Source organism: Chryseolinea soli (genome assembly GCF_003589925.1).
In the GTDB taxonomy this organism is placed as follows: domain Bacteria; phylum Bacteroidota; class Bacteroidia; order Cytophagales; family Cyclobacteriaceae; genus Chryseolinea; species Chryseolinea soli.
Genome location: NZ_CP032382.1, coordinates 5344433 through 5366836, shown reverse-complemented (window position 1 = coordinate 5366836; position 22404 = coordinate 5344433). Strand labels below are relative to the sequence as shown.

19 protein-coding genes are annotated in these 22404 nt (G+C 51.7%); 6 read left to right on the top strand and 13 right to left on the bottom strand.

Annotated features, from left to right (window positions below):
* Positions 1-5: 5 nt before the first annotated feature.
* The 4 genes from D4L85_RS22750 to D4L85_RS22735 all read right to left on the bottom strand — a co-directional run bounded on the left by D4L85_RS22750 (position 6) and on the right by D4L85_RS22735 (position 3999).
* The gene (locus D4L85_RS22750; RefSeq protein WP_119756463.1) at positions 6-569 is read right to left on the bottom strand and encodes a carboxymuconolactone decarboxylase family protein; all 564 of its coding nucleotides are present in this window, start codon (positions 567-569) and stop codon (positions 6-8) included.
* 296 nt (positions 570-865) lie between these two features.
* Entirely contained in the window at positions 866-1408 is a 543-nt protein-coding gene (locus D4L85_RS22745; RefSeq protein ID WP_119756462.1) for a hypothetical protein, read from the bottom strand.
* A gap of 68 nt (positions 1409-1476) precedes the next feature.
* A complete protein-coding gene (locus tag D4L85_RS22740; protein ID WP_119756461.1) occupies positions 1477-3024 on the bottom strand; it encodes an MFS transporter in 1548 nt (515 codons plus the stop codon).
* Between the two features lie 330 nt (positions 3025-3354).
* Positions 3355-3999, bottom strand: coding sequence for a hypothetical protein (locus D4L85_RS22735; RefSeq protein ID WP_119756460.1), 645 nt, complete (start codon positions 3997-3999; stop codon positions 3355-3357).
* A 499-nt stretch (positions 4000-4498) separates the two neighbouring features.
* Here D4L85_RS22735 and mddA point away from each other — a divergent pair, with 499 nt between their 5' ends.
* A complete protein-coding gene (mddA, locus tag D4L85_RS22730; protein ID WP_119756459.1) occupies positions 4499-5272 on the top strand; it encodes a methanethiol S-methyltransferase in 774 nt (257 codons plus the stop codon).
* A gap of 65 nt (positions 5273-5337) precedes the next feature.
* On the opposite strand, the gene D4L85_RS22725 is transcribed toward mddA, so the two are convergent.
* From D4L85_RS22725 to D4L85_RS34505, 8 genes are all read right to left on the bottom strand, one after another.
* Positions 5338-8097 carry a response regulator gene (locus D4L85_RS22725; protein ID WP_119756458.1) on the bottom strand — a complete coding sequence of 920 codons (2760 nt, stop codon included), beginning with the start codon at positions 8095-8097 and terminating at the stop codon, positions 5338-5340.
* A gap of 278 nt (positions 8098-8375) precedes the next feature.
* A complete protein-coding gene (locus D4L85_RS22720) occupies positions 8376-8996 on the bottom strand; it encodes an FISUMP domain-containing protein (protein ID WP_119756457.1) in 621 nt (206 codons plus the stop codon).
* Positions 8997-9099: 103 nt separating this feature from the next.
* A complete protein-coding gene (locus tag D4L85_RS22715) occupies positions 9100-9552 on the bottom strand; it encodes a hypothetical protein (RefSeq protein WP_119756456.1) in 453 nt (150 codons plus the stop codon).
* Positions 9553-9604: 52 nt separating this feature from the next.
* A complete protein-coding gene (locus D4L85_RS22710) occupies positions 9605-12697 on the bottom strand; it encodes an ATP-binding cassette domain-containing protein (RefSeq protein WP_119756455.1) in 3093 nt (1030 codons plus the stop codon).
* Between the two features lie 325 nt (positions 12698-13022).
* The gene (locus tag D4L85_RS34510) at positions 13023-13196 is read right to left on the bottom strand and encodes a hypothetical protein (RefSeq protein WP_160143928.1); all 174 of its coding nucleotides are present in this window, start codon (positions 13194-13196) and stop codon (positions 13023-13025) included.
* A 317-nt stretch (positions 13197-13513) separates the two neighbouring features.
* A complete protein-coding gene (locus D4L85_RS22705) occupies positions 13514-15559 on the bottom strand; it encodes a carboxy terminal-processing peptidase (RefSeq protein ID WP_160143927.1) in 2046 nt (681 codons plus the stop codon).
* Between the two features lie 237 nt (positions 15560-15796).
* On the bottom strand, positions 15797-16687 hold the full coding sequence (locus D4L85_RS22700; protein WP_228450586.1) for a hypothetical protein: 891 nt from the start codon (positions 16685-16687) through the stop codon (positions 15797-15799).
* 441 nt (positions 16688-17128) lie between these two features.
* Positions 17129-17347, bottom strand: coding sequence for a hypothetical protein (locus D4L85_RS34505; protein ID WP_160143926.1), 219 nt, complete (start codon positions 17345-17347; stop codon positions 17129-17131).
* A 53-nt stretch (positions 17348-17400) separates the two neighbouring features.
* Here D4L85_RS34505 and D4L85_RS22690 point away from each other — a divergent pair, with 53 nt between their 5' ends.
* Positions 17401-17628 carry a hypothetical protein gene (locus D4L85_RS22690; RefSeq protein WP_119756451.1) on the top strand — a complete coding sequence of 76 codons (228 nt, stop codon included), beginning with the start codon at positions 17401-17403 and terminating at the stop codon, positions 17626-17628.
* A 93-nt stretch (positions 17629-17721) separates the two neighbouring features.
* On the opposite strand, the gene D4L85_RS22685 is transcribed toward D4L85_RS22690, so the two are convergent.
* Complete coding sequence (locus D4L85_RS22685; RefSeq protein ID WP_119756450.1) at positions 17722-18192, bottom strand: pyrophosphohydrolase domain-containing protein; 471 nt, start codon at positions 18190-18192, stop codon at positions 17722-17724.
* A gap of 143 nt (positions 18193-18335) precedes the next feature.
* Between D4L85_RS22685 and D4L85_RS22680 the strand changes: the two genes are divergently transcribed.
* From D4L85_RS22680 to tyrS, 4 genes are all read left to right on the top strand, one after another.
* Entirely contained in the window at positions 18336-18716 is a 381-nt protein-coding gene (locus D4L85_RS22680) for a hypothetical protein (protein WP_160143925.1), read from the top strand.
* Positions 18717-18821: 105 nt separating this feature from the next.
* Positions 18822-20381, top strand: a complete 1560-nt coding sequence (locus D4L85_RS22675; RefSeq protein ID WP_119756448.1) for a SulP family inorganic anion transporter — start codon at positions 18822-18824, stop codon at positions 20379-20381.
* A gap of 9 nt (positions 20382-20390) precedes the next feature.
* On the top strand, positions 20391-21044 hold the full coding sequence (gene can, locus D4L85_RS22670) for a carbonate dehydratase (RefSeq protein ID WP_119756447.1): 654 nt from the start codon (positions 20391-20393) through the stop codon (positions 21042-21044).
* A gap of 49 nt (positions 21045-21093) precedes the next feature.
* Positions 21094-22377: a tyrosine--tRNA ligase gene (gene tyrS / locus D4L85_RS22665; protein WP_119756446.1), complete on the top strand. Its 1284-nt coding sequence runs from the start codon at positions 21094-21096 to the stop codon at positions 22375-22377.
* The last annotated feature ends 27 nt before the right edge of the window (positions 22378-22404 follow it).

Genomic DNA, 22404 nt, shown 5'->3' with positions numbered 1-22404 from the left:
GTCTTTTATTTCTTTTTCAAATGATCATAGCCTTGCGGCAGCCGCGTGTAGCCATGGTTGACTAAACGGTCGGCGAGTGTGCCGTAGTAAGCCGGGTCGGCGGGCTCCAAGGTGGCCAGTCCGTCGACGTAGCGGTTGTAGAGGCAGAAGAGAGCGGCGATGAGCACGGTGTCGTGGATCTCCACATCGGTGGCGCCGGCCTGGCGGGCGCGGTCCACGGATTGGGCCGTCACGTTCTTGCCGCTTTGCTGCACCTGGCGGGCGATGACCAGCAGGGCTTTCATCTTTTCGCTGAGGGGTGCATTTTCGAGATCGTGTTTTACTTTGTCGGTGGTGTCGCACTCACCGTAGAGCAGATCGGCAGCGGCGGTGTGGGCCGTGGTGCAGAACTTGCATTGATTGTTGTGGGAGACGATGGTGGCGATGAGTTCGCGCTCGCCTTCGGTTAATGAATTGGGTCCACGCAACAGGAATTGCGTGAGGTCGCGGATCGGTTCCGCAGAATCTTTGCGGTATTCAAGCAAGCCGGTAATGCCGGGCAAATGCTCTTCAACAGGAATATAAGGCATAGGTATTAGGTTACAAAAAACTAAGGGGCTCCAAGCTGTAGTGAGAGAGAGGGTAAGGAGGTCTGCCGACAACCCAAACGAGCCGGCAGACACATCCTTCATTCAGACCATCCAAGTTCTTCGCCATGCGCAACCAAACGCATGTTGTACCGGAAGAAACTTAGAAAATGACCAAAGGGAATAATCTTGACCGCGACGGCAGCTAGCAAACTGTCATGTATTACATCACCGGATAAGGGGTCCGGGGAAAGTAAAAAGGGAATGACAAATTGAGTAAGCGCCGACGGGTGTCAGCACTAGGCTTCGGGAGGTGGTGAAAACACCGGGGAAGTTTGAGACAAGAGGGTGAAGGAAGGCTCGGCGTAAGAACATTCTTGAGTCCATCCTTGTGATAAGTTTACTTCATGTTGCAGGCTGCCGGGCACATAGTCTTTCATGAGGCCGCTGAGCAGTTTCAACGTTTGATGCGATGAGGTAGGCAGGTCGTTGGCGAGCTTGGCATAGTCCGACATGGTGTCGAAGAGCTTTTTCTCGTGTGTATCCCTGATGCAGACCACATACAATGTGTCCTTTTCGAGCTTTTGTTCTACGAGTTTATAGAACTGACCATCGTGCTGGAACTCGCCGTCTACACGTTCGTAGTCTTTAGCGTCCATCCAATACGGCAGCGCAAAAGGGATCTTTAGCGTGACGGTTTCTTCTTGAGAATAATTGCGCGCATCCAGGCGCGAGATCATCTCTGTTTTGGCCTGATGACGGAGCCCGAGATATACAAAATAGTACCCCACGTACTGGAAGAGGAAGACGAAAAGGAGCGCTATGGAGAATATCTTTTTCAAATCCGGGTTAGATCATAAAGCATATTTCGCGAAAATTTTCAGAATAACAATGGTTCGGATAAAGAATTTCAATCGATTACGTCCGCAACTTTGCGATTTTTCAGGAAGATCATGCCGATAATAAAGCAGACCGCAGCCACGATAATCGGGTACCAAAGGCCCGCAAACGGGTCTCCCCCGGGGTTTGCGTCCGTTTTGCTGGACTCATAAAGCGCGGTGGCGACAAACGGCGTCAAGCCACCAAAAATGCCATTTCCAATGTGGTAGGGCAACGACATGGAGGTATAGCGGATGCGCGTGGGAAACAACTCTACCAGGAATGCGGCGATCGGTCCGTACACCATCGTCACCAGTACAACCTGGACCAAGACCAACACCACCATAGCCCAGAAGGCGTAGTCGCCCAACACGATCTCCTTCTTGGAGTCCGTCTTTTCTTTCTTCTCACTGCCGGCTTTGGGGATGAAATGGGTTGAGGTCTCCTTCTGGTGATTCCCCGCTTCGAACATCCGGATGGTCTGAACGGTCACCACCGAGTCGCCGTCCGCGTTGATGGTGTGTGTTTTTTCGATGCGCTTCTCTTGGGTCGCCTCTTTTTGGTGCGTGGTGTCCGCCAGGGCATACATCTGCATATAAACCGGTCTATATAATATGACGGCCATGAGCAAGCCCGCCATCATGATCATCTTGCGGCCGACGCGATCGGAAAGCCATCCGAAATAAATAAACAGTGGTGTACCAATTAATAAGGCTACGGCAATGATGTTCCGGGTTTGCACGAACTCGACGCTACAGGTCTTTTCGATAAAGGTCATGGCATAGAATTGGCCGGTGTACCACACCACCCCCTGCCCTGCCGTGGCGCCGAACAAGGCGATGAGCACCAACAGGAGATTCTCTTTATGCATAAAGCTTTCCTTGAGCGGGTTCTTCGACACCTTCCCTTCCGACTTCAACTTGGCAAACAACGGCGACTCTTGCATCCGCATCCGGATAAAAACCGAGACGGCCACCAACAACGACGACAACAAGAAGGGTATACGCCAACCCCAATCCGCAAATTTCTCCACCCCCACCGACTGCCTGACGGCCAGGATCACACCAATGGAAACAAAGAGTCCGAGCGAGGCCGTGGTCTGTATAAAACTCGTATAAAAACCTCTTTTAGCGGCCGGCGAGTGTTCCGCCACATAGGTGGCCGCACCCCCATATTCGCCCCCCAGGGCCAACCCCTGCAATAAACGCAGCACCAACACCAACGCCGGTGCCGCCAGGCCAATGGTTTGATACCCGGGGATCAAACCGATAGCAAACGTGGACCCGCCCATGAGGACGAGCGTGATCAGGAAGGTATATTTTCTTCCCACCAAATCGCCCAACCGCCCAAACACCAGTGCCCCAAAAGGCCGCACGATGAAACCGGCGGCAAAGGTGGCCAAGGTGGAAAGGAAGGCCGCCGTGGGGTGGGTCTGCGGAAAAAACTGTTCGGAAAGAATGACGGCCAGGCTCCCGAAAATGTAGAAGTCATACCACTCTATTAAAGTGCCCAGCGACGAGGCGGTGATGACGAACCAAAGTTTTGATTTTTCCTGTGAGGTGATGGCGGTAGGTTGCATGGATTAGGGTTGGCATTTCTGTGAGTGGAAAGATAAAGAGAAATGCAAATGATGCAAAGGTATTTGGGACGGGTTGTTTCGGCCGTGCACAAATTCTCAAGCCTTTCACACGCATGCCTACCAATCGATAGGCTGTCGTTAGTGACTTTAAAGAAGGGATATAAAGATGAGCGAAATGCATGAGTCACTAACCGTTGTAACTACCCGTGGCCGTTGAACTTGTCGTACAATTCAGGACATATTTTTCCCATGCTCTCCCGATCCTCTCCCCGCCAGGTAAATTCAAACCCGGGATTCTGCCCTCCGCTGTTTTAAACAAGTTGACCCGAATCATTTCTTGATGTCCTGAATAAGTTTAGCACCTTCTTCAAACATCTCCTTATGGTTATCGGGACTTCTCTCATATACACCAGGGTCTTCATTAAATTTTCTAAGTGCAACATCAAAGTTTTCTGAGTCGTTGCAAAGCATGCATAGCGTCAGGAACCGGAGTCTTCTGGGAACACCAACACCGCCGATGCTTACTCCCTTCTCCTTTGATTGATTGTAGTCTCTGAGAACACGATATGCCTCATCGACGTTAAGCAAATCGAGACACCGCTGATACATCTGCGCCTTAAATGACGATTTGAATTTTTCCATCACGACAGGAATCGGAGCTTTCTCTTTTCTCAAAGAATGTATCGCCAGCACTGTTTCAGCCAATTGGTATGATACGGTAGTGTTTTCGGAGAGGACTGCAAATTTTTGAAACACGGGGCCGAGTATCTTCTCAACTTTACCGATCGAAATTTGAAAAGGTGAAATAAGGTAATCACCACCGGAAAGGATTTGGAAAAAGAAATCTATAGCATCACCATCGCTTTCTTTCAAAAAACACAAACCAGGAGGCTCCTCACGATACTTGAAGCCATACTGCCGAAGAAAAGGAGCGAGATTTTCAATTAATGCTTCTCTGGTTTCAACTTGAAACATGTCGTTATTTTTTGCCTGCCAAGTTAGAACAAAACACCTGTCAAGCTTTTATCAGGGATTGAATGTGACAAGGAAATTTTTGAGCCATCAAAGTCCCCGAGGCGGGAGACTTTGATTGGGACGCTGGCCCTTCGGGTGCGCGTCACAGCGGCGATCCATCCTCGCCGCAGCCAAGTCTCCCGTCTCGGGGACTTGGCTGCCAACGGATTCCATTCCATCTCATGTGTCGCGCCGCGGCAAGGAGAAATGTTGCATGGAAGAGTAAATTCTGAGCAATCAAAGTCCCCGAGACGGGAGACTTTGATTGGGACGCGGGCCCTTCGGATGCGCGTCGCCGCTGCTATATAGCCTTTCTCGTGTATCACGTCGCGGCCAAGTCTCCCGTCTCGGGGACTTGGCTGCTAACCTCCTCAAAATTACCTGGGTTTGCATCGTAATTACAAGCTGGGGTGGGTTGTCGTGGGTTCCTTTGCGGGAAACTAATTAAACAACTCAAGTTATGAAAAAGACTCTCATGCTTCTCTACGGGATCATTGCCTACGCAATCTTCTTTGGAACGTTCCTTTATGCCGTCGGCTTCGTCAGTTCGTGGTTCGTGCCGAAGCATATCGACAGCCCGCCGCAGTCGTCGTTGGGATTTGCACTGCTGGTCAATGCAGGGCTTCTCTCCCTGTTTGCCATCCAGCACAGCGTTATGGCGCGGCCCGCTTTCAAGCGCTGGTGGACACAATTCGTTCCGACGGCCATCGAGCGGAGCACGTACGTATTGCTGGCCAGCTTGTGCCTGATCCTGCTGTTCTGGAAGTGGCAGCCCATGGGCGGCATCATCTGGTCGGTCGAATCGGAAGGGGCGGCCACCTTTCTGAAATCGCTCTCTATGCTCGGCTTCGGCATTGTTTTGGTCGCCACCTTTCTGATCAATCACTTCGACCTGTTTGGGTTGCGCCAGGTGTGGTTGAATTTCAGGGGTGAAAAATATACCGACCTCCCCTTCCGGACCCCCTTCTTTTATAAGTATGTGCGTCATCCCTTGTATCTGGGATTTATGATCGCCTTCTGGGCAACACCCGTGATGACGGCAGCGCATTTGTTCTTTGCGATCATGACCACGCTCTATATGCTGACGGCCATCCAATTCGAGGAACGCGACCTGACCGCGCACTTCGGTGCGAGGTACAAAGAATACAAACGTTCCGCTCCGATGCTGATCCCTTTCACAAAAGCATCAAAAGATAAAAAGGCAGATCAGGAAGCGTCGAAAGTGACGGTTTAAATTTTTAGACAGGATCATTATCTCCTGGTAATGTTCATGACCAACGGGCAGGTCGTGAAAAATTATCAGGAGGTTATTTTTGGAGTGGATGTCATCATGGAGAATTCGGTGGGTGTGACGCCAAATTGCTTCTTGAAGCATTTGGTGAAATACGATTGGTCGTTGAACCCAACGGCATAGCCGATCTGTGTGATGATGTCCACTTTTTGCCGGATCATTTCGGCGGCGCGTTTCAGCCGGATGTCCTTGATAAAATCGTTGGGTGAGAGACCGGTGAGGGCTTTGATTTTCCGGAACAATTGTGTGCGGCTGAGGTTCATTTCTTCGGCCATCTGCTCGACCGTGAACGTATAGTCGCCCAGGTAGGCGTCGACGATGGTGCGGGCCTTGTCGAGAAATTTGTCGTCGAGGGAGGCTTCGCGTGTGGGGGTTGGGGCGACCAGGATCCTTTCGCGGAACTTCTGGGCCAGTTTCTTTCTTTGGCTGATCAGGTTGTCGATGCGAACCAGGAGTTCGTCCGGTGAAAAGGGTTTGGTGAGATAATCGTCGGCCCCGGTTTTCAGGCCATCGATGCGGGATTGCGATTCATTTTTTGCCGTAAGCAAAATGACGGGAATGTGACTGGTGCGTTCGTCGTCTTTGATTTTTTTGGTGAACGCGATGCCATCCATCCGGGGCATCATCAGATCGCTGAGCACCAGGCTGGGAACATACTTCAAGGCCAGTGGCAACGCCTCCTCTCCATCGCCGGCCGACAGCACCGCGTAATTATTATTTTGCAAGGTGGCCGCCATAAATTCCCGCAAGTCGGTGTTGTCTTCGATCACCAATATGGAGTCTTTGTTGTGGAGAAGGGATTGCGAAGTGGTGTGATTGCCGTCGGTGTCAACGGTTTGGTGACCGATGTAAAACGGTGAGAGCACATCGCTGTCGTCGGCCACCACGTTGGCATCGAAGGCTTCTTTGTACACCGGGATCATCGCCGTGAGGGATGTGCCTTGGCCAGGTTCGCTTTGCAGGGAGATGGTTCCGTGGTAGAGCTTTATCAATTCTTTTACAAGCGGAAGACCAAGTCCCGTGCCTTGTTGCTGCGAGGCCGCCTGTTTGGTCTGATAGAAAGCGGAGAACACGTGCTCTTGTTCTTCCTTGGGAATTCCTGTGCCGGTGTCGATCACCACCAGGGAAAGCTGCCGGTTGTCGACGAGGTCGGCCGAAATGCTCACGGTGCCGCCAGCCGGTGTATATTTAAATGCATTCGACACCAGGTTGGTGACGATCTTTTCGGTTTTGTCCTGATCGAACCAATAACGCTTGTCGCCGAGGTTGATGTTCCGGATGAACTCAATTTGTTTATACTGCGCCAACGACTCGAACGACTCGGTGATGGCCAGCAGGAATTGTTTGAGTTCGCCCTGGCGGATGTGCAGCTCCATCTTTCCAGACTCGAGCTTGGAGAGGTCGAGCAACTGGTTCACCAGTTCCAGCAGCCGGTTGGCATTTCTCCTGATCAAGACCAGGTTCTTTTTTCCGCCGGCCGGCAACTTCTTTTTCAACTCATTTTCCAGCGGGGCGAGGATCAGCGTGAGCGGCGTGCGGAACTCGTGCGAGATGTTGGCGAAGAAGTCAGTTTTGAATTTGTCGACCTCTTTCAGCTTGTCGTTGAGGACTTGCTGGATGTCGAGCAGTTGTTTTGTTTTTTGCGTGCGCGACCGCTGCAGGCGGTAGATCAGGAAAGCGATCGCCAGCGTCAACACCACACCACCCATCAACACGTCTCTCCAGATCTGGTGGATCCGTTTTTCCTGTTCCAGCAATTTGATGGTCTGGTCCTTTTTTTCGGTTTCGTATCGTGTTTCCAGCTCCGCAATTTGCCGGCCGCTTTCCAGACCATAGAGACTGTCTTTTAAATTGAAATACTTTTGTTGGTAGGCCTGTGCCTCTGCGAGGTGACCGGTTTTTGTTTTGATCGTGACGAGCCCCGCGTAGGTTTCCAGCAGGGCACTCTTGGTACCAAGTTCGAGGCTGAGTTGTTCACAGCGTGTGAATTGCTCGTCGGCCTGGGAAAGGTCGTTTAAATTCGTGTAGTACAAGCCCATGCGGGTGCGGGTGAGCAACTCTGCGCTTTTGTTTTTGAAAGCCAGCGCGATCTGCAAGGCTTCTTCCAGGTAGAGCTTTGTTTTTTCTCTTTCTTCATCGCGGTTGATGTAGTACAACGCGACATTGCTGAGCAAAAGATTTTTGATCGAGACATCCTTCCGGTTGGTGAGGTGGCGAAGGCCCGTTTCATAAAAGCACAGGGCCTCTTTTCCATCGTTGCGTCTTCGACAATGGTTTCCCAACGCGTTGCAGGCCCGGGCGATGCCTTCTACATCTTGCATTTCCAGGGCCAGGTTGAGGCCGCGGCTGGTAAAGTCCTCGGATTTTTTATTATCCAATTCCGTGTAGAGCAGCCCCAGCAGCAAGTTGGCTTCCTTCATGCCTTTTTTATACCCCGCGGCATCGCCGGTCTTCAATGCCAGCAGGCCGTATTCAATGCCCTTTTCAGCGGCAGGCTCCAACCAGGCGAGCAGGCCCAGGGCGACATAGGCGTCGCACTTGCCGATCTCGTAGGCACGGTCATTTGACAGGCGGAGCGCTTCTTGTGCTAAGGCCGTCGCCGAATCGGGGAAGGACACCCTGATCTTGTAGGCCAGTCCGTTGAGTGCGTCAATGCGTTGCGTTCCCTTTAGTGTTCCGGAAGAAAGCAGCACTCCCAGGCTGTCGGCTACAGGCTGTGCCCATACCCAAAAAGGTATTAACAGCAAGATGAGAAGTGCTTTTTTCATGATCGGTAAATTCGTTATCTAAAGTTAACTTGCCAGACCCAGGCGAAATTGGAAGACTTTGAAAAATACCAGGCATTGTATCCTAACTACCTGATTTCGTTGAGGTGGCTCGCTAGTAGCTGCTTAAAACTTGATTTTGAGCAATCAAAGTCTTCCTGTCCGGGGGACTTTGCACCTAAAAATTTACGAGGGTTTCCGCAGACCGCCTAACCTTATTGAATGAATGATGCGGGCTTTTTATTTTCTTACCCGGCACCTGAATGCCTCGTCGGCCCGGTTTATTTCGAAAAGCTCCTCCGAATGCAACGCACGGAATGCGCCCCTGCCTTTTCTCCATCATTATGACGATTGAGCATTTTTCCTCCCTTTCCAAAGTTGTAGAGCCATGCGTTATCGGTATCCCATTCGGTTGCGGTCCAATAAAATCCATGAGCATCCAATCGCGCGTAGCTACCGGCGACTTCACGATTACCCCCGAACACGATATTGAATCCCGAATCACCGCCATACAATAAGGCCGCATACGCTGCTTTACCATCGTGAATGGAATCCTTACGGACCCCACCATAGAAGCCGGCCATTCGCTCCCACTCTTCATTTGTCGGGAGTTGCCATCCGTCACCAAGCATTTCACATCCCTTCTTTGCTGATTCCCACGTATACAAACGACCGTAGTGATCACAGTTTAGCTTTTTATCCTGATAGCAATAGGAACCCGGTATATCGATGTTCAAATTTTGCGTCATCCACTGCCGGTTATCTAACATGACGCGCAAAGCATACGCATTGCGGTCTTTGTCTTTCACTAAAGTAGCCCGTTGACTTTTTAAGGAATTCGTCGCGCAACCTGTGATCAAAAGAATAAAAGTAGTGAATGCCGTTAAAGAGGTTATTTTCATACCTGATCTTTGCCATGCAAATAGGATCCCCGTCTGAACGTTGTCCGACTAGAGAAAACGTTCTAAAGTTTTTAACGTCGGGATTGCCCGGAGTGACATCCCTCTAATGATGATGCTCATGCCCCGCATACCAAGCTTCCTGCAGCTCATGGAACATGTCGTGAAGCTCCGTCAACGCGTCGCCTACCACTTTGTCGTCTGTTGATTTGGAGGTTTCGACAAAGGCCGCTGTCTTTGCTTTCAGGGCTTCGAGCTTGGCCTTCACGTTTTCATTGTTGACTTTCTCGGGCAGCGGTGCGGCGAGCCATTGCTCTGCGGAGGCGGCCATTTCGGCGGCCTTGGCCTTCGCGGGAGCCAGGTTGGCGCTATCCTTAAAGGGGTGGAAAGACTCGGCCATGATCATGTGAAAATCGTCCATGGCTTTCCATTCGTCGGTGTCGGCCGCTGTGGAGTCGGCAGGCGTTGAGGGGGCTGCGGCTTCTTTTTTGGTGCCGCAGGCGATGAGGAGTGCGAAGAACAGGGCGGTGAAAATGATCTGGGTTGCGTTCTTGGTCATGGTGTGATCGATGTTATGGCGTTTGTGTAAAAATACGAAGTCAGGATTTAATTTACTGCTTGTCGCGAACGCGATATTTCCGGCTGCGTTCGAGACGGCGCATGAGGCGTTTTAATACGTCAAAATAAAGGGTGAGGAACAAGAATATCGTCATGCTCCAGATCACGGCCACGTTGAAATAAAACGTATCGAACGTCAGGCCGGCGAACTGCTTGGTCGGCTGGTATAGGTTGGCCGAGAAGTCGAGTTTGTTTTTGGGTTTGTGGTCGTCGACATAGATGGGATAGACCTTTTGAACCAGTGTGCCGTTGTATTCCACAATGCGGTCGGGCGTGCCGATGTTTTCTACGGCATCGGCAACGGCCTTGTTGGAGTAGCGTTGTCTCAGCGATTCAAAGTGCGCGGCCTTGACGGGCGTGGAGGTGAGCTCGGCAATGCGCTTGTCGCGCTCCCCTCCTGCCCTTCGCATCTGGATACTGTAATACTGCTTGAGGGTCGTCAGGAAACGTATGGTCTTCCGGTAGACCGTCGAATCGAATTCACCGACTGCGAGCTTGTCCACTTCCGGAAAGTTTTCTTTCCCGATGTGGCCCAACTCGTTGTCAATTTCTGTTCTGAGAATGCTCAAGGCGTTTATTACCTGCTCGTCGTTGGTGTGACGCCAGCTGAAAGGGCGGTTCACAACATAGGCCAGTTTCGATTCCAGGGCGGGGATGTAATACACGCGTTTGTACTCAGCCTCCGCCTCGCTTTTATCGACGTCGTAGAATTGTTTTTGAAAGGGGTTGTCTTTGAACTGCGTGACCATAAACGCCTCGAACGCCCATCGCGATGCCATCACCTCTCCCGCCACCGGCACACCAATGGGCTTGCCCACGCGCGGATTGAACTTGTCGAAGCTGATCACCACACCACTAAGCAGGAGCTGCGGGATCACCAACAAAGGAATCAGAATGTAGATCGTGACGGCTGAGTTGAATGCCGCCGATATGTTCAATCCCAACATGTTGGCAAAACAGGAACAACTGAAAAGGATGAGCCAATAACGCATCTCCGTCAGCGGTATTTCCAGAATGGTATTTCCCACCAGCAAGAACAACAGCGTCTGGATGGCCGAGAAAGCAAACATCACCGCCACCTTCGAAACAAGGTAACTGCTTCGGCTCAGGTGCAAAAACTCTTCGCGTTTCAGGATCTTGCGGTCCCGAAAGATTTCTTCCGCGCTCATCGTAAGACCGAAAAACAACGCCACCACTACACTCATGAAGAAGTAGACCGGGATGTTATTGTTGTTGTAAAACGTGTATACGGGATTGGTGTCGCTCAGCACGTTGTAGTACTTCACCATGAAGGCGATGAAGAACGCCAACACGGGCGCTTCCAGCAAGTTGATATACAGATATTGTTTGTTGGAAAGCTTCGCCAGCACGTCGCGGGTGATGAAGACCTGGAGCTGTTTGGCCCATGCTGGGATGGCCTGCAACACGGGCAGCGACTCCTGCACATGATCGACGCGGGGGACCTTGATCTTTTGTTTGAAGTACTGATACCACTGACCAGACGAAACCTTGCGCGTATTGGTGAGCCTGCCGTATTCGTTTACCACCCGCGTTTCGATGATACTGAACACCTGCTCCGGGTTGATGTTCCCGCACTCGGGACACATGCCTTGCGTTTTGTTGGCGGCATTGATGATGTCGCGAAAATAAACGACCGATTCCACGGGGTTGCCGTAATAGATCTGGAAACCGCCCACGTCCATGATGATGAGCGTGTCGAACATCTTGAAGATGTCGGACGACGGTTGGTGGATCACCACAAAAACCATCTTGCCCCGGAGCGACAACTCCTTGAGCAAGTCCATGATGTTTTCCGAATCGCGCGACGAGAGGCCGGACGTGGGTTCGTCCACAAACAAGATCGTGGGCTCCCGCAGCAGCTCCAGAGCGATGTTCACGCGTTTGCGCTGACCGCCACTGATGGTCTTGTCCAACGGCGATCCCACACGCAAATCGCGGATCTCGGACAGGCCGAGGTTCACGAGCACGCGGATCACCACTTCGATCATCTCCTTTTCCGTGTAGTGGGCGAAACACAGTTTGGCGGCGTAATACAGGTTTTGAAAGACGGTCAGCTCCTCGATGAGCAAGTCGTCCTGCGGCACATAGCCGATGATGCCCTGTACTTTTTCCGGGTGTTCGTGGATGTTGATGTCGTTGATGAGCACACGTCCGCTGGACGGCTTCTCGGAGCCGTTGAGCACATTGAGGAGCGTGGACTTTCCGGAGCCGCTGGCGCCCATGAGGCCGACGAGCTTGCCGCCCTGTTCGGCGATGTTCACGTTTTGAATGCCGGCCCGGCCGCTTTTGAAATGATAGAAAATGTGGTCGGCCGTAAACGAGATATGGGTTTTGCTGGCGTCGCTGAGGAACTTGCCGATGATGTCGCTGTAATAGATGGGCCCGACCTTATCCCCGCGTATGGTGCTACCGGTAGGGAATACGTCGATCTTCCGGCTTTTGAGGAGAATGCTGTTCAAATACAACGTGGTGATACCGAGGTATTTGATAAAATAGGTATCCGCATCCTGCAACCTCAGGATGGCGATGAGGCCGGTGAGGTCTTTCTCGATGATGCGCGGACCGGGATACTCACCCGAACCTTCGTCGATGATGAGGACTTGTTTGCTGGCGAGCTCGTCGATGTCGTGGCCCGTCACAAACGCCTGCAGGGCCTGGACGTCGGCCTGGGGGATTTTGAGGGCCTGGCCGATATAAAAGATCAGATTTCCCTGGCGATCGGAGATGACGTCTTCGGCAAACACCAGCTCGATGATCTTGACAATGAGCACGACCTTCTGTTGCATGGTGAGCGCCTGGTTCACCTGCTTGACGATCTTCATGATCTTGGCCCAATCGTCTACAAACTGCTGCGTTTCTTCATCGAGGCTGCTGAGCTCCTGGCGGGATTCGATCTCGTGCGAGGCGGCAAATTCGTCGAAGAGCTTCAGGTAATAGTTCGTGGCCTCCCGGCTGAGGTGGAGGCTGAGAAATTCTTTGATGTTGGTGCGCTCGGCTTCGGTAATCCTCTCGCGGGCAACGATAGCAAAGAGCTGCAATATGGCTTTGAGTAATTCTTCACTCATGGATCTAGGCAATGAGCCCCTAAAATAGCTTTTAAAAAATGGAAATTAAAGGTATTGGGGTTCAGGAAAATGTGGGAATCTTATCGGTGGAAAACACCAACAAGGACGTTGCGAGCTAACCGTTTGGGTTACAAGCATTATACGGCGGGAGGTGGTCGGGGGGTTGTGGGTTGGAGGGAAAAATTGGGGGTGGATGGATGGGAATGGTTTTGGTTGGAGGGACAACAAGGATATGGGGTTGGACTTGAGGGGATACACAAAAGCACTCAGGTTGGTGGTGGGCATCAACCGGGGCGCGTGGGCGCGATGGACAGGTGTGCTCCTTCTAGCGGACCAATTTCAAATCGTAGGGCATGTCGCTGAGCTTGATGACGCTCAGTTCTTCGCCGGACCGGATGTGGATGACGGTCTGGCCTTCGTTGTCTTCGCCGATCTGAGTGATGATCCAGTGCCGCCCTTCGTGCTCGATGACGGTACCTTCTTTTACGGTGATCTCCATGGTCGTTTTGGTTAGTTGTAAAATATCAACACCTCACCTTTGCAGTTCTACACAACCATTGCCGCATCGCGCTTGTTGGTGTCCTTCCCCAACAAGATTGATGGCGAGCGTTCATATAACACTGAAAACCGAATTGTGGCTCCCGTATGTTGAAATAACGTAGTGTGGAGGGATGTGGTTCTTGTATGGATTAGGAAATGCTGGTTTTGGGAAGTGAGTGGAAGCTGAACTTGTTGGTGAAGAACACCAACAAGGGCAAAAAAAAAGAAACCATCTCGCGATGGCTTCTTTTCCGATTTCAATGCGAATATTTTTTCTTATCCTACTTTCGTGTTGATCAGGTCGCCCAGGACGAAGAGGCCTTCGCGGAGGTATTCGTCGTCCAGTTCGAGGACATTAGTGGCTTTGCCTTCTTTGCCGACGATCTTGGTGTCGAGCTTGTCGTTGGCGGCCTTCTTTTTCTCGGCTTCTTCCATTTCTTTCTTGCGGACGGCCTCGTTGAGGGAGATCGTGGTTTCTTTAAAGTTTTTGCGCTGTTCTACCGTTTCCTCTACGTAGCGTTGCAGGGTGGGTTCTGTTTTCAACCTTTCCTGGTAGGCCTTGTTCAGGTTGGCAATGATGCGGTCGTTGAGGACGGTGGTCTTTTGATAGAGTGTGCCTCTGATCTCATCCCAGGGCATGGCGCTAGGGCTGGAGCTCTCGCCAAATTGCTCGGCATCGAGGGCTGTGGGGAAGCTCACATCGGGGGTTACGCCTTTGTGTTGCGTGCTGCTGCCCGTGACGCGGTAGAACTTCTGGAAGGTGATCTTCAACTCCCCTACCTTGTTGTTGGGGTCGTTGATAAAGCGGTTCAGGTCCACAATGGTCTGCACGGTGCCCTTGCCATAGGTGGACTCACCCACGATGACACCGCGTTTGTAATCCTGTATGGCCCCGGCAAAGATCTCCGACGCGGAAGCACTGAAGCGGTTGGTCATCACTACCAACGGACCGCTATACGCAATGGTCGGGTCGTCGTCCTGGCCGACATCAATTTTGTTGGCTGAATTTTTCACCTGTACCACGGGACCATCTTTGATGAAAAGTCCGGTGAGGTCGATGGCTTCGGTGAGGGAGCCGCCGCCGTTGTTGCGCAGGTCAAGCACGACACCGTCTACTTTGTCGACCTGCAATTCTTTGAGCAGGCGTTTCACGTCGCGGGTGGTGCTGGTGTAGTTGGGATCGCCTTTTTGGTAGGCTTCAAAATCCATGTAGAAACTCGGCAGGGTGATGATGCCCAGCTTGAGGTTCCTGCCATTCATATTGTAGTTGATGACACTCTTTTTGGCTTGCTGGTCTTCCAGTTTGATCTTGTCGCGCACCAGCGTGATAACCTTGGAGGGTCCGGTCACGCCCGTTTCGGTGGGCAGGATCTGGAGTTTTACCGTCGTGCCTTTAGGGCCTTTGATGAGTTTCACTACGTCGTCGATGCGCCAGCCGATCACGTCCACCAATTCGCCATCGCTGCCTTGGGCAACGCCGATGATCTTGTCGTTCACGTTGATGAGCTTGCTCTTGTCGGCGGGACCGCCGGTGATCACCTCCGCTACACGCGTATAGTCATTTTCAGTTTGCAGACGGGCGCCGATGCCTTCTAGCGAAAGGCTCATCTGTTGCTGAAATACTTCCGCCGCTTTTGGCGACAGGTAGCTGGTGTGCGGATCGTAGGCTTCGGTGATCGTGTTCATATACATGCTGAACACGTCTTCGCTATTGAACTGCTGTATGGACTTCGCAAAGCGGTTGTAGCGTTCGGTGAGCGTTTTTTCGATCTCTTCCTGACTCTTGCCGGCCAATTTAAGGCTGAGGGCCTGACTTTTGATGATCTTACGCCACACTTCGTCCAGTTCTGCGTCAGTCTTGCACCAAGGTTCTTTGTCGCGGTCGGTTTCATAGGATTCCTGGACCGTATAGTCAAATGCTTGCGGGATGAGCTTGGTCTTGATATAGGTCATGCGGGTGTTGAATCGCTTTCTGAAGACCTTGTAGATCTCGTAAGCGGGGTCCACGTTTTCAGCCTTGGTGAGGTCGTCGATCTTTGTCCGGTATTTCTCAAAGGCGGCCAGGTCGGACGCCGTAAAGTAGGTCTTGTTGTTATCCAGGCTCTTCACATAACCGTCGAGGATGGCCGACGATAGGGAGTCGTTGAGGCTCAGTTTGCGGTAGTGGTTGTTGTCCAGAATATAGGCCATCACTTTCGCTTCTTTTCCATACACCGCGCTGGGTTTCAGGGCCGTAGTATCCGCCACGCCGGTCGCACCTTGTGCGGCCTCAGCGGTCCATAGTACAGTGGCGATTGCCGCCGCTAAAAAAGTTCTTTTCATGTCGTCTTTACATTTCATTTCTGCCTTTGTGACACCTGAGCCGGAGGCTTTCCTTCGGTAGGTCTCAAAAATCCTGCTTCACGCCTCTTCGGGTCACTTCAGGCTAATTCTGTTCTCTCTATGGCAAATGTTATGCCTCGCTTTTTTTCTGGAACGTAAAAATGGATAATTCGATCGTCCTCTGCCTGCGATATACCACAAAACGTGGAATGCGTATGTCGCCGGTTCTTTTCTTCGTTAAGGTTTTTCGGAGTCGTATTCTTCCAGGAATTTCTGGGCCTGGCCCACGCTTTGAAATTCGAAGAATTTCTTCCCACCGGTGTTGGTTTGGATTTCGAGTCGTATCATTTCCACATTCTTGCTGCGACGGAAAGCCATGCGGGGGGAGTTTTTGTAGTCGTCGGCTTCGCGGGTGGAAATATTAAAGGCTGTGGCACGCACAGACTTGCAATAGTAACATTGATAGTGTTTTATGAGTTCGCCGGGGCCGTCGGGACCGGGTTCTTTGGTGATCTCCTCGCGCACGACCTTCATGGTGTAGAAGCCGCAGCTGTTGCACCGCAGCGCCTGCAGGTGGCCGGGATATTTTTCGATCTTCACTTCGCCGCTCCGCTCGTCGATCCACACGTCATAGTCGATGGAGAACGCGCTTTCTTCGGCCTTCATCCCCTCTTCCAGGTGCACGTCTTCTTCCTCCTCGCTCAGCAACCGCAATGTGTTGCCGGTACTCCCCTTGCGGGGCATGAAACGCCACTTGCGGAGTTTCCGATTGAGAATTGTGGGATAATAATAGTCCAAAATCAGGAAAGCGACATAGGCAATGAGCGTTCCGCCGGCGACAGAAATGAAAAGGCGCACGAAGAACCATACGCCGATCGAAAACAGTTTGCCCATGCCATACAGATTGATGATCAGCATAGCGGCGATGCCAAAACAGAGGAACACTTTTTTGTAGTTCTTGATCTCGTGACCATTGATGTAGTCGTATTTCCCCTTATACTCCCGGATGGTCGATATCCGAAGGTTGTGCATGACGTAAATGAGAATTCCGATGGCGGCCACGGCGATAGCGCCGATGATCATGCTGAGATGCCAAACTTGTAGAAATGGGCTGGTTTCGGTTTGCATTAGAGAGCGCTTATGAAGGTTAGTTTGCGGTTGATTAGTGCTTTTAAAGATAAGCATTAAAACGAATTCACTTCTTCGGGCGTACGCATCGTTCCTAAAAAATTACGCTTCTCTTTTACACTCCGCGGTTGCTTGCGTTCGTATCCGGAATCTCGAGCATCATGTATCACGCAAACGCCGTGACCGTCAGGGCCGACTTCCGTTGGCCCGATGGATTTCGAAGCCCGAAAGACAGCGGCTTCACGTTGATTTCCGGTTTACCCAAAACATTGATAATCAGTGATTTTTTAATAGACCGGTAATTCCTGGTTTGTGTAAGTATACTCCCATTACTTGCCCCCATTAGGGCATGAGGCAATATAGGTTGTGAAAAATTGCACAATTTCTCTAGGTTTCCTGAAGCGGAAAATCTATCATTGTGTAATAATACACAATTTTATGTCAGATTTCGACCGTAAAAAGATTGAGACGGACCTGTTGGCGTTCACCGCCCGGAACTTTCAAAGGCCCTCGGAATGCAGGAATCTGGAGCAAATCCGGTTCTATGTGCGCGAACTTTGCCTCAAGATTGAGGAACTGGAAAAGCGGTTTAGCTATGTGCCAAATTGCGCATATGCGCTGCTGGCCCAGTACAATTCCCGTCAGAATGCGATGCTTCATACGGATTTCCAAAACGTTTATCATGGGAGGATGTAAACCATTCCCATACTGCTATGAGGTATATCCCCTCTCCCATTCCCCTTCAATTCAGCTTTGTCTATAGCGCCACGGCCAACGCGTCGGGCCGCATGCAATATCATAAGATCAAACCGGGGCACAGCAAGCTCCGGATCAGCCGTTCGGAATTTATAAAAGCTTACAACGACTCCCCTATCCTGGCCATCAATCCTATGCAACTGCGGGGGCAGGATGCTGTTTTTCAATTTGAGTTTTATATCTAGGCCCTGAGTCTTGAGCAATTGGTCGTTAACCGCATGCTAACAACTCCAGACAGAGTCCACGTTTCTTTGGGACTAACGACTCAGGACTAAAGACTAACGGCTAATTATCCCCTCCAGGTCGGCGGGGCTGTAGTTGATGCTCTTCAGGGTCTTGTTATCGGACGTGCGGTAGATGAGAAACTTGCCGGCTTCTTCACGGTAGTAGCATTCGGTGCCGTCTTTCTTTTTATAGTGGTCGATGGTGGCCTGGGCTTCTTCCAGGGTGTTGCAGGCCTTGCTCATGTTGGAGCGTTGCACCTCGTCGAAGAGGGTCTTGAATTTTTCGCCGAGTCCGAATTCCAGGATGGCGCCGGAGAGCACGTATTGAATGTCGCAGAGGGCATCGGCCACGGAAACGATATCCTTTTCGAGAATAGCCACTTCGAGCTCTTTCAATTCTTCGGCAATGAGGGCCACGCGGAGACGGCAGCGGTTCTCGTCGGGGATGGTGGGGGTTGGAAGGATGGGGTGTTTAAAGGTCTGGTGGAACTGGGCTACGGCGTTAAGCGTTTCGGGTTGGTTCATGCGATGACAGGGTTCGTTAGTGGTGGCCAAAAATAATAGATAAGATTTAACATTGCGCGAACCCACGGATTATCAATTCATTGGCCCGATTGTTGCCAAATCTGCAACGAACGTCATAAAATCCGAGCTTTAAAACATAATTTTTGGACTATCTTTGCACGATGAATTTCTGGAGACCCACTCTGCTACGTCGCTTCCTGACGGCCTTTACGGGGCTCGTGTTTATCAACATGAGCTTTTTTCTGGTCGAGATGAATGCGCTGGAGCTCCGGAAACAGAACAAAGTGCTGTGGGAAAATATGGTGAAGGTGTTCGCCGGTGTCAATGAAGAAGAAAAAGGCGGCGGAGAATTGGCCGATGAAGCCGATTCCCTGAGCAAAGAAGTTGACCTGGAAGCGAACGTACTCACCTCCATCACCCTGCATTTCATTATTGTCGCCAAACCTGTCGTTCACATTGAAGGCGCTGCCCTGCGGCCCGGCGTTTTCGATATCCAGAATCCCCCTCCCGAATACCTCGCATAAGTTTCTTTTTAACACCCCCTTTTCTCCCGGTGTTAGTCTGTGAATGGCCATCCATAAAGCATGCGGTGTGCTGTAGTATTCATCCATTTTTTTTATCTTATTCATATGCGAAACGTATCAAATCCATTGGGAAATCTTTCCCATGATATTCCTGCCAGTATAGTGGTCTTTCTGGTAGCACTACCGTTGTGTTTGGGGATCGCGCTGGCATCGGGCGCGCCCATGTTTGCCGGGATCATTGCCGGCATTGTCGGGGGGCTTGTTATCGGGTCGCTCAGTGGTTCCAACGTGAGTGTGAGCGGGCCCGCGGCGGGGCTTACTACGATTGTGATCGCCGCGATTCACGACCTGGGGTCGTTCCCGGTCTTCCTGTGTGCTGTAGTGCTGGCCGGGGCCATCCAAGTTGGCTTGGGCTTTTTAAAGGCCGGGTCCATCGGCCACTTCTTCCCGTCGTCGGTGATCAAAGGCATGCTGGCGGCGATCGGCATCATTCTCATCCTGAAACAAATACCCCACGCGTTGGGCTATGACCGCGACTTCGAAGGCGACGAAAGCTTTGTGCAACCCGACGGTCAAAATACCTTTACTGAGATCATGAATGCCTGGGAGTATGTGACGCCCGGCGCGATCGTGATCTGCCTGGTGTCGCTGGCCATCATCATCCTGTGGGAACGGCCGGCGTTAAAAAAATATGCCTTTTTCCAGTGGGTGCCTTCTCCCCTGGTGGTCGTGCTGATGGGCATCTCCGCCAGCCTCGTCTTCGAGCATTCCGTGCCCTTCCTCGACATTCCTGCGGAACACCTTGTCGCCATCCAGGCGTCGACCGGGGTGTCGGATTTCCTTACCCAACTCACGCTCCCCGATTTCAGCGGGCTGAGCAATTCCAAGGTCTATTTCACGGCCCTAACGCTGGCGCTAGTGGCCAGCCTGGAGAGCCTCCTCAGCCTGGAGGCCGCCGACAAAATGGACCCTTTCAAACGCACCACGCCTCCCAACCGGGAATTAAAAGCCCAGGGCATCGGCAACATGATCTCCGGACTCCTCGGCGGTCTGCCCATCACGGCCGTGATCGTGCGCAGCTCGGCCAACATTTCGTCGGGGGGACGCTCGCGGGCCTCGACCATCATGCACGGAGCGTGGCTGCTGCTGGCGGTTATTTTGATCCCCCGGTTTCTGAATCTCATCCCCCTCGCCTGTCTGGCGGCCATCCTCATCATGACTGGGTTCAAGCTCACCAAGCCGGCGCTATATGTGGGCATGCTCCGCAAGGGCATCAGCCAGTTTCTCCCGTTCATCGTCACGGTGGCAGCCATTTTGTTTACCAACCTTTTGATTGGTATTTTTATCGGCATCATCGTCGGCGTCTTCTTTGTGTTGCGGTCCAATTTCCAGGAAGCGTTGTCACTGGTGAAGCACGGTGAGAATTATTTGCTGCGCATGCACAAAGACGTCTCTTTCCTGAACAAGGCCCTGTTGCGCCAGACGTTTGAGAAAATTCCCCGGAATACAAACCTGATCATCGACGGTGGTGACTCGCAATTCATCGATGCCGATATTATCGAGACCATTGAAGACTTTATGCTGAACGCACCGAGCCGACACATTCAAGTAGAAATAAAAAAGAGTTACGCTTCCCTAAACGATTTCTTTCGCAAACACGACTAATCAACCCATATGGATTCCTACAATAGACTTTTATTGCAAAACCAAGCCTGGTCTGAAGAAAAAACCAAACACGACCACGATTTTTTCAGACGCAACCAATACACGCAATCACCCGATTTTTTGTGGATCGGCTGTAGCGATAGTCGCGTTCCCGCCAACGAAATCACCGGTACCGATCCGGGCGAGATCTTTGTACACCGGAACATCGCCAACATGGTGGTGCACTCGGACATGAACATGCTGAGTGTACTCGACTATGCGGTGACGATCCTGAAAGTGAAACACGTGATCGTCTGTGGCCATTACGGCTGCGGCGGCGTCAAGGCGGCCATGCACAATGATCAATATGGCCTGATCGACAATTGGTTGCGCCACATCAAAGACGTTTACCGTTTCCACAGCGACGAGCTGGAAGCCATTACGGACGAAAACGAACGCTTCAAGCGCCTGGTAGAAGTGAACGTGATGGAGCAGGTTTTCGACTTAAGCAAGACCAGCATCATCCAAAACGCCTGGCGCGAGCGCAATTCGCCCTATGTGCACGGCTGGGTCTACGACCTGGAAACGGGCCTGATCAAGGACCTGGAGGTGACCATGAACAGCGCCAGCGAGATTCCGCCTATCTACCACATTGCCAGCAAGGTGGTGAAGGGCACCAAATAAGGGCGCGGGGGTAAATTTTTAATATATTTGCGCCCAATTGCATTTTGAGATGACCAAGAATTTTGTTGAAGAGCTTCGTTGGCGCGGCATGCTGCACGATGTGATGCCCGGCACGGAGGAACAATTGAACAAGGAACGCACGAGCGGCTATATCGGGTTTGATCCCACGGCCGATTCGCTGCACATCGGCCACCTAGCCCAGATCATGACGCTGCTCAATTTCCAGAAAGCGGGCCATAAGCCCTACGCCCTGGTGGGCGGCGCCACGGGTATGGTGGGCGATCCGTCGGGCAAGTCGCAGGAGCGCAACCTGCTGTCGGAAGAAGTGTTGGCCCACAACGTGGCATGCGTGAAGCAGCAGTTGGAGAAATTCCTGGACTTCAGTGGCGACAACGCCGCGGAGATGGTGAACAACTATGACTGGTTCAAAGACTTCAAGTTCCTGGATTTTATCCGCGATGTAGGCAAACACATCACCGTAAATTATATGATGGCCAAAGACTCTGTGCAGAAACGCCTGGAGTCCGGGTTGTCGTTTACGGAGTTCACCTACCAACTGGTGCAAGGCTATGATTTTTATTGGTTGAATACCCACAAAGGTTGCAAACTGCAAATGGGTGGTTCCGACCAATGGGGCAATATTGTGACGGGCACGGAATTGATCCGGCGCAAGTCGGGCAGCGATGCGTTTGCTTTGACCACCAAGCTCATCACCAAGGCGGACGGCACCAAGTTTGGTAAAAGCGAAGGCGGCAATGTCTGGCTGGATCCGAAGAAGACGTCGCCCTATACTTTCTATCAATATTGGTTGAACACTTCGGATGAGGATGCCTCGAACTTCATCAAAATCTTTACGCAGCTAACGCGTGAAGAAGTGGAGAGTTTGCTGGCTGAACATGCCACGGCTCCCCACCTGCGCAAACTGCAGCATGTGTTGGCGAAAGACATCACTACGCGCGTTCACTCCGTGGAGGAATTCGATAAGGCGGTACAGGCTACCAACATTCTTTTTGGCAACGCGACCACCGACGAACTGAAGCGTATTGATGAACGGACGTTGTTAGAGCTGTTTGCCGGCGTGCCTCAGACCACCATTTCGAAGGCCGCTTTGGAAACTTGTACCAATGTAACGGACCTGTTATCCGTCGCCACGAATAGTTTGGTGTTTACTTCGAAGGGTGAAGCCCGGAAAATGATCCAGTCGGGTGGTGTGAGTATCAATAAAGCCAAAGTTGCCGATCCGAATCATGCGGTGGCGTTCGATCTTCTGCAAGGTAAATATTTGCTGGCGCAGAAGGGGAAGAAGAACTACTATCTGATCGTGGTGGAGTAGTTTTGCTGCCTCACCTTCGCTAATGCT

Excerpts from the sequence above, each read along its gene's own strand:
- D4L85_RS22750 (WP_119756463.1), bottom strand. The coding sequence starts at position 569 with ATGCCTTATATTCCTGTTGAAGAGCATTTGCCCGGCATTACCGGCTTG.
- D4L85_RS22740 (WP_119756461.1), bottom strand. The coding sequence starts at position 3,024 with ATGCAACCTACCGCCATCACCTCACAGGAAAAATCAAAACTTTGGTTC.
- D4L85_RS22735 (WP_119756460.1), bottom strand. The coding sequence starts at position 3,999 with ATGTTTCAAGTTGAAACCAGAGAAGCATTAATTGAAAATCTCGCTCCT.
- mddA (WP_119756459.1), top strand. The coding sequence starts at position 4,499 with ATGAAAAAGACTCTCATGCTTCTCTACGGGATCATTGCCTACGCAATC.
- D4L85_RS22725 (WP_119756458.1), bottom strand. The coding sequence starts at position 8,097 with ATGAAAAAAGCACTTCTCATCTTGCTGTTAATACCTTTTTGGGTATGG.
- D4L85_RS22720 (WP_119756457.1), bottom strand. The coding sequence starts at position 8,996 with ATGAAAATAACCTCTTTAACGGCATTCACTACTTTTATTCTTTTGATC.
- D4L85_RS22715 (WP_119756456.1), bottom strand. The coding sequence starts at position 9,552 with ATGACCAAGAACGCAACCCAGATCATTTTCACCGCCCTGTTCTTCGCA.
- D4L85_RS22710 (WP_119756455.1), bottom strand. The coding sequence starts at position 12,697 with ATGAGTGAAGAATTACTCAAAGCCATATTGCAGCTCTTTGCTATCGTT.
- D4L85_RS34510 (WP_160143928.1), bottom strand. The coding sequence starts at position 13,196 with ATGGAGATCACCGTAAAAGAAGGTACCGTCATCGAGCACGAAGGGCGG.
- D4L85_RS22705 (WP_160143927.1), bottom strand. The coding sequence starts at position 15,559 with ATGAAAAGAACTTTTTTAGCGGCGGCAATCGCCACTGTACTATGGACC.
- D4L85_RS22700 (WP_228450586.1), bottom strand. The coding sequence starts at position 16,687 with ATGCAAACCGAAACCAGCCCATTTCTACAAGTTTGGCATCTCAGCATG.
- D4L85_RS34505 (WP_160143926.1), bottom strand. The coding sequence starts at position 17,347 with ATGAAGCATCGCATTCTGACGGGAATTGTACTGGGCCAGCAGCGCATA.
- D4L85_RS22690 (WP_119756451.1), top strand. The coding sequence starts at position 17,401 with ATGAGGTATATCCCCTCTCCCATTCCCCTTCAATTCAGCTTTGTCTAT.
- D4L85_RS22685 (WP_119756450.1), bottom strand. The coding sequence starts at position 18,192 with ATGAACCAACCCGAAACGCTTAACGCCGTAGCCCAGTTCCACCAGACC.
- D4L85_RS22675 (WP_119756448.1), top strand. The coding sequence starts at position 18,822 with ATGCGAAACGTATCAAATCCATTGGGAAATCTTTCCCATGATATTCCT.
- can (WP_119756447.1), top strand. The coding sequence starts at position 20,391 with ATGGATTCCTACAATAGACTTTTATTGCAAAACCAAGCCTGGTCTGAA.
- tyrS (WP_119756446.1), top strand. The coding sequence starts at position 21,094 with ATGACCAAGAATTTTGTTGAAGAGCTTCGTTGGCGCGGCATGCTGCAC.